Annotated in this window: 11 protein-coding genes and 2 pseudogenes; 6 read left to right on the forward strand and 7 right to left on the reverse strand. The window is 55.5% G+C overall.

What is annotated here, in order from left to right; all coding sequences use genetic code 11:
* The 3 genes and pseudogenes from IQ273_RS24030 to IQ273_RS24040 form a co-directional block, all read right to left on the reverse strand.
* Nucleotides 1-660: pseudogene (locus tag IQ273_RS24030) on the reverse strand (inverse autotransporter beta domain-containing protein); the annotation flags it as partial.
* Between the two features lie 141 nt (nt 661-801).
* Entirely contained in the window at nt 802-1,737 is a 936-nt protein-coding gene (locus IQ273_RS24035; RefSeq protein ID WP_194025677.1) for a mechanosensitive ion channel family protein, read from the reverse strand.
* 131 nt (nt 1,738-1,868) lie between these two features.
* A complete protein-coding gene (locus IQ273_RS24040; protein ID WP_194025678.1) occupies nt 1,869-2,579 on the reverse strand; it encodes a DUF4336 domain-containing protein in 711 nt (236 codons plus the stop codon).
* 165 nt (nt 2,580-2,744) lie between these two features.
* On the opposite strand from IQ273_RS24040, the gene IQ273_RS24045 reads away from it, so the two are divergent.
* Both IQ273_RS24045 and IQ273_RS24050 read left to right on the forward strand, forming a co-directional pair.
* On the forward strand, nt 2,745-3,053 hold the full coding sequence (locus IQ273_RS24045) for an isochorismate lyase (protein ID WP_194025679.1): 309 nt from the start codon (nt 2,745-2,747) through the stop codon (nt 3,051-3,053).
* Between the two features lie 69 nt (nt 3,054-3,122).
* Nucleotides 3,123-4,154, forward strand: a complete 1,032-nt coding sequence (locus IQ273_RS24050; protein ID WP_194025680.1) for an aromatic ring-hydroxylating dioxygenase subunit alpha — start codon at nt 3,123-3,125, stop codon at nt 4,152-4,154.
* 34 nt (nt 4,155-4,188) lie between these two features.
* Here IQ273_RS24050 and IQ273_RS24055 read toward each other — a convergent pair.
* Together IQ273_RS24055 and IQ273_RS24060 are read right to left on the reverse strand one after the other, a co-directional pair.
* Nucleotides 4,189-4,536, reverse strand: a pseudogene (locus IQ273_RS24055) (type II toxin-antitoxin system PemK/MazF family toxin); the annotation flags it as partial.
* A gap of 3 nt (nt 4,537-4,539) precedes the next feature.
* Nucleotides 4,540-4,794: a ribbon-helix-helix domain-containing protein gene (locus IQ273_RS24060; RefSeq protein WP_194025681.1), complete on the reverse strand. Its 255-nt coding sequence runs from the start codon at nt 4,792-4,794 to the stop codon at nt 4,540-4,542.
* A 177-nt stretch (nt 4,795-4,971) separates the two neighbouring features.
* Here IQ273_RS24060 and IQ273_RS24065 point away from each other — a divergent pair, with 177 nt between their 5' ends.
* Nucleotides 4,972-6,378: an amidohydrolase gene (locus IQ273_RS24065; RefSeq protein ID WP_194025682.1), complete on the forward strand. Its 1,407-nt coding sequence runs from the start codon at nt 4,972-4,974 to the stop codon at nt 6,376-6,378.
* A 353-nt stretch (nt 6,379-6,731) separates the two neighbouring features.
* Here IQ273_RS24065 and IQ273_RS24070 read toward each other — a convergent pair whose 3' ends face one another.
* Entirely contained in the window at nt 6,732-7,304 is a 573-nt protein-coding gene (locus IQ273_RS24070) for a hypothetical protein (RefSeq protein WP_194025683.1), read from the reverse strand.
* A gap of 334 nt (nt 7,305-7,638) precedes the next feature.
* Between IQ273_RS24070 and IQ273_RS24075 the strand changes: the two genes are divergently transcribed.
* Nucleotides 7,639-7,971, forward strand: a complete 333-nt coding sequence (locus IQ273_RS24075; protein WP_194025684.1) for a hypothetical protein — start codon at nt 7,639-7,641, stop codon at nt 7,969-7,971.
* 1 nt (nt 7,972) lies between these two features.
* On the opposite strand, the gene IQ273_RS24080 is transcribed toward IQ273_RS24075, so the two are convergent.
* The gene (locus tag IQ273_RS24080) at nt 7,973-9,334 is read right to left on the reverse strand and encodes a phospholipase D-like domain-containing protein (protein ID WP_313898227.1); all 1,362 of its coding nucleotides are present in this window, start codon (nt 9,332-9,334) and stop codon (nt 7,973-7,975) included.
* A gap of 237 nt (nt 9,335-9,571) precedes the next feature.
* On the opposite strand from IQ273_RS24080, the gene IQ273_RS24085 reads away from it, so the two are divergent.
* Nucleotides 9,572-10,606 carry a M20/M25/M40 family metallo-hydrolase gene (locus tag IQ273_RS24085; RefSeq protein ID WP_194025686.1) on the forward strand — a complete coding sequence of 345 codons (1,035 nt, stop codon included), beginning with the start codon at nt 9,572-9,574 and terminating at the stop codon, nt 10,604-10,606.
* A 61-nt stretch (nt 10,607-10,667) separates the two neighbouring features.
* Nucleotides 10,668-11,132: a CBS domain-containing protein gene (locus IQ273_RS24090; protein WP_194025687.1), complete on the forward strand. Its 465-nt coding sequence runs from the start codon at nt 10,668-10,670 to the stop codon at nt 11,130-11,132.
* Nucleotides 11,133-11,198: the final 66 nt, after the last annotated feature.

Consider the following 11,198-nt stretch of genomic DNA (forward strand, 5'->3'; position numbering starts at 1 on the left):
GTAGTAATAGAGGCCCCCGTAGGCACTGAGCGTACCCGCCGATCCGAGCGTTGCGATCGCCCCGCCCAGGCTCACATCGCCACCGGCCAGGGCAACCTGTCGGTTTGTTGGCAGCAGCAGCTGATTGCCCTCAAAAAAAGGGGCACCGACTAAGGTGGTGGCGGTGGCGCGATCGCCCACTGGCCAATAGACATTGCTGCGCAGTTCCCACCCGTGGCTAGTTTTCTCTAAGCCAGCCCCTAATTGATAGAAGGTGCCGCCCCCGTGGGCCTGGGTATCGACCCCAGCGTAGGCTCCCGACAGACCAGCGCGATCGCGGTCCAGGCTGCGATAGCCCAGCAGCAAATTGCTGCCCAAAAAGCCAGCCGTATCCAGCCGCGCCCGCCCCTGCAAAAACAAAACCTGCTGCCCCGGCACCTGCCTCAGTGGCAGAAAGCCTTCCAGGCTGCCAAAGTCCCGCATTCCCCCAGTGGTTTCATAGTTGATACCTAGCCAAGGCTGCACCTCCAGAGCCTCTGCTGAGGGTGGCGCTAGCTCAGCCCCGGCAGGCGCTAAGGCCACCAGCCAGGTCATCATTACCAAACGTTTAGACCAGCGCTTCCGCCCGCCCAGGCCAAAGTTCTTCCCAGTCCAGTTCAGTCTCGGCCTTATGTTGTGCATCGGTTTGCGCCATGTGCCCCAAGGTGATCCCTTCTATCTACGGGGACCACGGACGACAACCCGTCCTGGCAAATTAAAGAGACGGCAAACCTTGCCTCAGTTTTATAGGCTTTATCTGAGGGACGCAGGCACCCTAGCTCGTTACTGCACCGCTCTCTGGCTATTACCGTCCTGAGGATTTTCCTCTCGATGCCCTACCGAGTTGCTATTGGTCAGGCGATCGCTTTCGTTGAACTCGGTCTGGTCAAACATGTGCACTGTGCGAATGGGGTAGGGAATGGAGATACCAGCGTCATCACAGGCGGCCTTGAGAGCCATTGCCACCTGCGACTTGATCCGCCGCACCTCGGCGATTTGAGGCGTTGTCCAGTAGCGCACCTTAAAGTCAATCGAACTGTCGCCAAAGCCCACCACATCAACCTCCGGTTCAGGAGAATTGAGCACCCCATCGGTACGGTTTACCACGTCGAGAAAGGTTTGCTTGGCCAGGGGTAAGGGCGTGGTGTAGTCGACCCCAATCTCAAAGTCGGTGCGGCGGCTGCGAAAAGCGGTCAGCACCCGCACTGGGTTAGTAAACACTATCGAATTAGGAATCTCTACCAATTCGCCAGTGTAGGTGCGCAACTGGGTAGAGCGAATTTTAATACCTTCTACTGTACCCTCGTAGTCGCTCATCACTACCTGGTCGCCCAAGCGAAAGGGTTCTTCAATTAGCAGCAAAATTCCGGCCAAAAAGTTCTTGAAAATATCTTGAAAAGCGAAACCAATCGCGACCGAACCGAGCCCCAACAGCCCAATAATGTCGCCCAGCCGCAGGTCAGGGAACGCCACCACCGCCGCAATCACTATCCCCAAAACCCAGGTGCCAATCCGGGCCACCTGAACCGCCAGCAGCTGTAGCGATCGGCTGGGCACCAGGCGCTGGCTCATCTTTCCTACCACCCGTTGGGCCACCTTAGCGGCATACCAGGTCACCAGCACCAGCACCAGCCCTAGCACAACACCAGGCAAAAGCTGAATAAACTGCCCCACCAAATCAAGCAAGCTAGTTTGGATGCGATCGAGCAGGGGATTCATAGTTTTGGGTTCAAATCAATCAGGACAAGCCTTTCGCAGGTTAGCACTGAGGCGACAAATCGTCATCTGCCTCCCAGAGCCTGTCTGCCGCCAACGTTCGCTCTAGACAGATGCATAGATCTTGAGCTTCTTCAGAGCGAATGCCCTAAAAACTGCTCGTACCCCCGTTGGAACTGCTGCTTGCCGCCTCGCTCAACAATGCTGCCGTGGGCCATCACCACCCGATCAAAATCCCAGTGGAGCACCTGCTGGGCTGATGCTTTTACTGGCTCTTTGTCTGTGGTTGCTATGCGCTCTAGCAACGATGGGCTAAGGCTTTTATAGCTACCGCCAACTTTAGTCACTAGCTGCGTTAACAGCGGAAAGCTTGCGTCAAAGCAAAATGCCGTATCCGTCAGTATCAGCGTGCGGCTGGCGATGTGGAAAAACACCCATTCATCCAGCAAATCGGGGCCTTTAGGGCCAAGGGTTTTGAATCCATCAAAGAACAGACACTCAATGCCTTCCCAGGGGCTGCTGGAATCATCTTCTATAACTTGATCGATCGCTAACTCTGGCTTTTTTGCCCGCAGCATCGATGTTGCCCAAAACGTTGCGTTAGGATACGCCGCTTTAAAGTCAGCAGCAAACAGGTAGTGATAGAGGTTAGGCGCAATAATGTGGCTGACCGGCCCCAGCTCACTTAGCTCGCCCACCAATGCCTCACTGATCTGAATCGGGGAGATAACGACCAGCTCATGGCTCGCCAGACGAATGACCGTCATGCGGGTACCTATACTCAGGCCAAAGTATCGCAGAGGCTGCTCGGCTACCCAAAGATCTGTATCAATTGCTCTCAGCACCACATTTCCCCAAATTCCTGGTTCATCTCACCGACTCACTCACGTTTCTACAGCAGCCAGCGATATTGCCGCCACCCTGGTCCTCAGGTTTTTAGATTGAATTTGGTAATGATAACGGCAGGAAATAATAGTCAAATGGAAATAATAGTCAAATCCCCAAAACCCATGAATACTCCTGACCAGTGCCAAAACATGGCGGACATTCGGGCGGAGATTGATCGGCTCGATCGCCAGGTGATTGCCCTGCTGGGTCAGCGCTTTGCCTACGTCAAAACTGCTGCCAAGTTCAAAACCAGCGAAACTGCGGTCAAAGCTCCCGATCGCTTTCAGTCTATGCTCCAGCAGCGCCGGGTTTGGGCCGAGGCAGAAGGGCTGAATGCTGATGCGATCGAAGCCCTCTACCGCGACCTGGTCAACCACTTTATTGCCGAAGAAATGAACCACTGGCACCAGTCTCAGACTAAGCAATCCTAAAGCGACTGAACCCCCTAGCCGGAGTGCAGTCGAAGGGCTCATTTACTCACCCATTCCCGGAGAACTCCCATGCTCGTTACCCAACACCCCGTACTGCGGCGCTTCTGGTACCCCGTCATGCCCATGGCCGATCTCACCAATGGCCCTCGATCCTTTACGCTGCTGGGCGAACCGCTGGTGCTGTGGCTGATGGTGGATGGGAATCCGGCAGCCTTGCGCGATCGCTGCTGTCACCGTTCGGCCAAGCTTTCGATGGGTATTGTGCAAAATGGCTGTGTGCGCTGCCCCTACCACGGCTGGGCCTACGACAAATCTGGGGCATGTGCAAACGTGCCTCAACTCGACTCTGGTGCAGCGATCCCCAAAACCTACCGAGTCGAGGCCTTCCAGTGTGCCGAACGCTACGGCTACGCCTGGGTGTGTTTGGCAGAGAATCCGCTGCTGCCTCTGCCCGAAATTCCCGAAGCCAACGTGCCCGAAAATCGGCTCATCCCTCAGTTCTATGAACCCTGGCAGTGCAGCGGTTTGCGGTTAATGGAAAATTCCTTCGACAACGCCCATTTCAGCATCGTCCATGCCGCATCTTTTGGCGTGACTGAGCAACCACAGCCCGCCAAGTCAGAAATCATACCGCTGGAGCTGGGTCTCAAGGTTCACGCTACGGTGCCGGTCGTGAACCCACCTGCCCAGCAGCAGATTCTCAATATCCCCGACAGCCTCACGGTACGCGAGGTGGAATCGACCTGGTACGTGCCCTTTAGCCGCACGCTGAAGATCACCTACCCCAATGGGCTAATGCACCTGATCTTTACAGCGGCGACTCCGGTAGGCGATCGCACCTCCCAGATTGTGCAGTTCTGCCTTCGCAACGACAGCGAGGCCGACGCCAGCGCCGAGTCGATCATCGCCTTCGATCGTCAGGTCGTCAACGAAGACAAGGTTGTGCTCGAATCCACCGACTACGACACGCCAGTGGACCTGTCCTGTGAACAGCACATGCCGTCAGATCAGCCCGGCATCATCATGCGGCGGCAACTGGCAGCGCTGATCAAGGCCCATGAGCAGGTTCAGCAGAATGGGCAGGTTCTATCTGGAGTGTAGAGCTGGTGGGTGGGCAATGCTTGCCCGAGCCGGGATAAATGCCAATGGCAATTTGAATGCCCTGCTGAATACGTTTCAGCGATCGCAGGCTGATCCTGCCGTATGGCCCTTGCTCCAGATAGCGTTTACTCACGGCCAAAATGTTGTCGCAGATTGCTAGAGAATCCGCCTGTAACCCGCCCTCCCCTGCCACAACCAAAATACGAGTTGGAGTTTCACCCCTGTTCAGATCGCTGGTAAAGGGCACTACCAGCACCGTTTGGCTCAGCTCGTTACGAAGGTTGATCGACACCACGACTACCGGGCGTTTTTTGCTATCTCCCAGGCTGCGAAGGGCTCTGACCAAGTAGATTTCTCCCTGGAGTGGGTAAGCTGCCACAATCTCCTAAATTCCCTCGTTTTCTATCGTTTCTTCGAGCTGCTGCTGTGCAAACTCCGCCCATGCTTCCTCTTGATCTAGATCAGCCTGGCTGCGCGACTGGTAAAACTGCCGCAGTTGGTCATCAATCTTTTGATTGCGCCAAAGCCGTAGCGCTTCCTCAATCACTGCCGAACGATTGTCTGAGAGGCGATCGATTGCATCCAAAAGCTCAGCATCTAGGGTGATCGATACCCGACGCTTATTCGGCGTATTGGCCATTGATCGGACCTAAACAAGTATGAGTAACTGTATTACTCCCAATCATACCGCGACTCACAAAAGAGCCTGTCCTTGCTAAAGGTCTCTCGCTGTCAGCTCAGTCAATTCATGGTCAGGGCAGCGGAGTTCCGTTCACTCATCTCATCAATCCGCCAAAATCCAAAATCTAAAATTCCTATGCAAACGTTGATCCGTTCCGTCCTCGCCTTGCAAAACGGCACCCTTCAATCAGTGGATGTCCTTCTGGTTGATCAACACATCCGCACCGTTGCCCCTGCTGGGACGATTCCCGTTGCGCCGCACCAGCAGGTTATTCCTGGCGAGGATCGGCTGCTGCTGCCCGGCTTCGTCAACGGTCATACCCACTCGTCCCAGGTGTGGCAGCGGGGGCTAATTCCGCAACTACCGCTGGAGCTATGGCTGGCCAATGTGTTCGACTCGACGCCCCGGCAACTCGATCAGTTCTACTGGGGCGCGGTGAGCACAGCGCTAGACACCCTACTCTCCGGCGGTACCGGTTTGATCGATCATGCCTATGTCATCCCTGGTCAAGAGCTGGAGACGGTGGATGCCCTAGTGCGGGGCTACAAAGCGGTAGGCATTCGCGCCGTGATCGCGCCGCTGATTCAAGATTTGCCTTTTGCATCGGGCTTGCCGAAAGGGTGTTTGCTGCCCCAGTCTGCCTCGCCCAGGTCAGCGGCAGACTTACTAGCGTTAATGGAAGCGATCATTGCTGAGTTCCACGACCCCAACAACGGCATCTATATTGGCGTGGGGCCAACGGGGTTTCATCGCTGTTCAGATGAATTGCTGGCAGGCTGCGGGGAGATTAGCGATCGCCTCAATCTCTGCTATCACACCCACCTGCTCGAAACTCGCGCCCAGCAGCGTCTAGCCCAGGAACGCTACGGCATCAGCGCGGTACAGCATTTACAGAACCTCGGCTGTCTTACCCCCCGCACCTCTCTAGCCCACGGCGTCTGGATTAGTGAGGCGGATATTGCGCTACTAGCATCTGTAGGATCCACTCTGGTCCACAACCCGGTCAGCAATTTGCGCTTGGGCAGCGGCCTGGCCCCTGTTCTCAAATGCTTGCAGGCAGGGCTGAATGTAGCGATTGGTTGCGACGGAGCCGCCAGCAACGACGCTCAGAACATGCTGGAAGCGATCAAGCTGGGTACAATTCTGCACACAGTGACCGATAGCGATTACGAGAACTGGCTGACGCCGGAGCAGGCGGTGCAAATGGCGGCAGTGGGCGGTGCTAAGGCGGCGAATTTGGGCGATCGCACCGGCACCCTTACCCCCGGCATGGATGCCGACCTTGTCCTCTACAACCTCGACCATCCCTCTATGCTGCCTCGCACCAACCCGCTACAGCTACTGGTATTAGGGCGACCCACTGATGTAGTGGAAGCAGCCTGGGTACGGGGGCGGCAGCTGGTCGATCAGGGTCAGGTGCTCACGGTCGACACCGCTGCTATGCACCACCATCTGCGCTATCAAGCTTTCACCGCCAAAGCGTCACAGGTTCAGCATCATCCGGTGGAGGCTCACTATCGAGACGTAATGCTCAATCGGTAATCTACCCGCAACAGGTGAACCGTCTACCCAACTAGCTGTCCTCAGGAATGTCCTCAGGAATATTTTGGCAATGTCCTCAGGAATGTCCTCAGGACGTGTTAGGATAAGACCAAGGTTGAAGGGCCCAGGGAGACACCGCCCCCACTGGTGGGTTTAGCTCCCGCTGGCAAACTCTAACGCCAGAGCGGCTGACAGTCCATTGCTTCTCTGTTGAGTCAGCATTTCCTGAGCCAAGGCAAAGGATGCTGCCCCCAAAAAAAGAGAGGTGATGCCAGTGCTAACACCAACATCACCAAAGGAAAAAAAGAAAACAACTAAGTTGCATTTAGACCAGCATTGCAGTGCTGGTCTTTTTATTTTAAACGCTTTGTGACCTTCCAGGCAATTTCGCCGTTTTTTCGGTACCCAGAGCGGCTGAAAACAAACCCAGCTTCAGTAAAGCGATCGCCGTAGCTCTCAATGTCCCTGGGTGATAAGTCCAGCAGCCCAGCCAACTCGCTGGTACTCGGCAACCAGCCGTTGCGAGTTGCATTTTCAAGGGTTTCGAAATACTTTAGGGGGTCTGGTTCCGGCCCTATGCCCACTCGGCCAATGACTTCAGAAACAATGGCGCTAATTAATCCGCCAAAGTCGCCAGGGGTAGTCGTCAAAGCAGACCCACTACCCGATTGACCATTGCCATTACTACTTGGTCGCTTTCGCAGTCCTCGCGCCTCAATAAATTCTGCCGCACTGCCGCCCTGGTTAATAAAGACGTGCAGTTCATCCATAAGGCGCAGCTCTTGGTCACCGATGTACGATCGCTGCCCTACTTTTTTGGGCGCAATGCCGAGCTGCTCCATGCGCTTATACACAGCGCTGCGAGCCAGGCTATAGCGATCTTGCAACTGGTTGACTGGATACCGATCAATTTCCCCGGAGTTCATCGCCATCCTCTGGACAATCCTCAGGATATTGCTTCAGTATGGCCTAGAAGACCGTCCCCTGGATAGTCCTCAGGACTATTTTGACCCCCACGAAGACAACAGAAGCGAGAATTTGTGCCATATCTTCAAAAGTAGGGCTGGCAGCAGGAGCAGCTTAAGCAAAATCAGAAGTCATTATGCTTCTACGAACAACTGGGGCAGGTGGATTCGGGACTACCAAATTTTTTCAAAGAAAAATAATCAGATCATGAAAAGAATTGCCTGAGGCTACAAAAGGGCAGACATAGCCATAAATCTATAGTTCCATGGGTTTGACACAAGGAGATTTTGCTCAATGAGTACAACCTACTATCCATGGAACGTGCAGGGACTGGTCGATTGGCTCAAGCTAGAACTAGCTGAGCGTGATAGTTTGCAACACCTGGCGGCAGCGCTGCAAGTCCCTACCCATGTTCTCCAAGGTTGGTTCAAAGGTGTCGTGCCTACCATTACCCTGCAACAGATTCGTCACATTGCTCAGTACCGAGGCTGGAGTGTGCAACAAACTCTAAGCTGGCTCAAGCTTAAGTCGACGCATATAGAAGAGCTAATAGCCCAAGATGTGCTCAGCGATCGCGTCAGCTGGAGCGAGGCCAAGGCGCTTTGGTTTGGACCTCCGGTGACATAGCCTACAGGCCGCACTGCTGCTTTTGCTGGGCGATCGCGGCCTCTAGCTGCGGCGTCATGCCCAAGCTGGCACCATCGTACAACCGCTGAAACTCGCGCTCAAAGTGGGCCGCTACGGTGGCATTGCGAATCACCAGCAGGTTTTCGTCATTGGTAGTATTGGCTGCCTGACTCCAATTTTGGGATCCAATTAATACAGTGCTTTGATCAAGTACCGCAAACTTATGGTGCAATTTATCCCCAGGAGGCAGCACAGGTACGCCTACGGTCGTGATGGGTTGAGCCCAGGGCACACTGTTATCGCGCTTGCAGTTGTGATCAGGCAGCGTCACGCCCAGCATATCGAGCCCTTCGCTATAGCTGCGGTAGGCAAAGCTGGGGTCAATCAGAGTCTTAATGGCGACCCCTCGGTTGGCGACTGGTACCAGTTGGTTGCTAATCGCCTGCTCAGAGAACACAAACAGCGCCATATGAACGCTTTGGGTGGCTTGGCCCAGGGTTTTGGCAATCAGCCCGTTCACGCTCTGCGCCCAGGGTTTAGTTTTAGAGGTGGGCGAAAACTGTACCTCCAGCACTGAGCCAGGGGTAGAAACCAGGGCCGAAGTGCGATGGGGTTTTTGCAGGCCAAAGAGGCTGTCGGGCTGACCTGCGGGGCCGTCGCCCCACATGGCGCTAAATTCGGCCTGAAATCGCTGGGCCAGCGGAGAACTGTCGATTACCAAAATGCTGTTGGCATTGCCCCGACTATCGGGATCCGAAAAATCTCCATGGGTACAGCTCAACGTCCAGTTCGCGGAGCCGGTAACGACGGTACGGCCATCGATCACCATAAATTTGTGGTGCATTAGGCCGCTGCCTTTGCTGCCATCGGCGGTGTCATCGATCAGAGGAATGTTGGCCTCAGCCAGAATGGTCAGGGCATCGCGATCGCGCAGTTCCCCGTCACTGAGCACTCCGTCCTGGTTGGCATCAATAAAGGCGTACAGGTCGTTGGCCTTCGCCTCGTAATGCTCATCGAGCTGGGCGATCGCCGCCGGGTTGCCCAGCTTTCCCATCGGTGTACTGTAGGTGTTTTCGACCACCACCCGAATCTCTACCCCAGCCGCCTTTTGCTCGCTGAGGGCATGGGCAATCCCCGGCAGCGAAAACTCGTGCACCGCAATGTCAATCGACGATTGGGCCGTCGCGATCGCATCGATCACCACCTGCTCCAAGTTATCCCCGTGCCGGGTGATGTTGCGGTAGGGGTCGGTGTAGGTCGCTGCCTGGTTTTGATTAAAATACGCCCGAATGTACGGATCCTGCGGCAGAGGATCGAGCGTGGGCAGCGTAGCCTCGCTGTGAAACTGGCTACTGACCCCCACAAACAGCAGGAGCCCGATCCCAAACGCGATCCCCCAGCGCACCCAAGGAGATTTAGGTAGTAGATGCACAAGCTTTAGGAAGATTTCATGTCTTTAGAAAGCCCAAGCCGGAGAGTGGACTAACGGGGGAACTGTGGGTGCGTGGGTGCGTAGGTGCGTGGGTGGGAAAATAAAGGCAGCAAAACTTACCGACCCACCTACTCGCCGACCCACCGACCCACCTACTCATCCACACTCATGCCCTACGACGACTTGTTCAACCAAATCACCGACATGGTCATGTGCCATTCCCCCAGCGGTATGGAGGACGAAATTAACCAGTATCTAATTGACGCCTTGGCCCATTTAGGGGTAGACCACTGGCGCGATCAGGCCGACAACATCATTGCCAAAATTCCTGGACGCGATGACAGCCGCGCGATCGCCATCACCGCCCACAAAGACGAAATTGGCACCCTGGTCAAGAGCATCTACACCGATGGCCGGGTGTCGGTACGCAAACTGGGCGGCTCGTTTCCCTGGGTCTACGGCGAGGGCGTAATGGATTTGCTTGGGGATCATCAGACCATTAGCGGCATTTTGAGCTTTGGCTCGCGCCATGTTTCTCACGAGTCGCCCCAGAAGGCCCAGCAGGAGGCCCAGCCCGTCACCTGGGAGACCGCCTGGATTGAAACCAAGCGATCGCCCCAAGACCTTGCCGCCGCCGGTATTCGCCCCGGCACACGGGTGGTGGTAGGCAAGCACCGCAAACAGCCCTTTCGCATGGGCGACCACATCGCCAGCTACACCCTCGACAACAAAGCCTCCTTGGCGATTTTGCTCGCCCTGGCAGAACGCTTGAAAGAGCTGCCCGTCACCGTATATCTGGTGGCCTCAGCCAAGGAAGAAGTAGGCGCGATCGGTGCCCTCTACTTCTCCCAGCGCCACCGCCTCGAAGCCCTGATTGCCCTGGAGATTTGTCCTCTGGCCGCAGAATATCCTATTCAGGCGGGCGAAATACCTGTGCTCCTCAGCCAGGATGCCTACGGCCTCTACGATGAGGGCCTAAACGCCGAGCTGCGCCAGGCTGCAGTAGACCATAACCTGCCGGTGCAGATGGCGGTAATCAGCGGCTTTGGCAGCGATGGCTCAATTGCCATGAAGTTTGGCCATGTGTCGCGGGCGGCCTGTCTCAGCTTCCCCACCCACAACACCCACGGCTATGAAATTGCCCACTTGGGCGCGATCGCTCGCTGCGCCGAGATTCTAGAGCACTACTGTAACGACCTGTGACAGCCAACCGGTTAGTCGAGAACCTTTTTTAGAATGAAGTAAAGCGCAGTGAATCAATCCTATGGCCAAAACCGTTGCAGACGTGATGACTCCAAACCCAATCTCGGTGACCCCCGACACCGTGCTAAAGGATGCCATTCAGCTGATGGCTGAAAACCACGTCGGTGGCCTACCGGTCATCAATGCAGACAGCGATCTGGTGGGTATTTTGTCAGAATCCGACCTAATGTGGCAAACCACCGGCATTGAGATGCCCACCTACATCATGCTGCTCGACAGCGTGATTTATCTGAAAAATCCTAATCAGTACAACCAAGAACTCCACAAAGCCCTGGGCCAGTTGGTCAAAGACGTGATGACCGATCACGTCGTTACCATTACCCCCGACCAATCGCTCCGTGAAGCCGCCCACCTCATGCACGATAAGCAGGTGCGGCGACTACCCGTGGTCGATGGCGAACAGCAGGTTGTCGGCATTCTCACTCGCGGCGACATCGTCCGCGAAATGGCGAACAGCTACACATAGGTCAAGTGGGCGAGTGGGCGAGTGGTGAGCAAAAAGCTACCCATCCACTCATCCACCCGCCTACCC

It is taken from the genome of Nodosilinea sp. LEGE 07298, from assembly GCF_015207265.1.
GTDB lineage: Bacteria > Cyanobacteriota > Cyanobacteriia > Phormidesmidales > Phormidesmidaceae > Nodosilinea.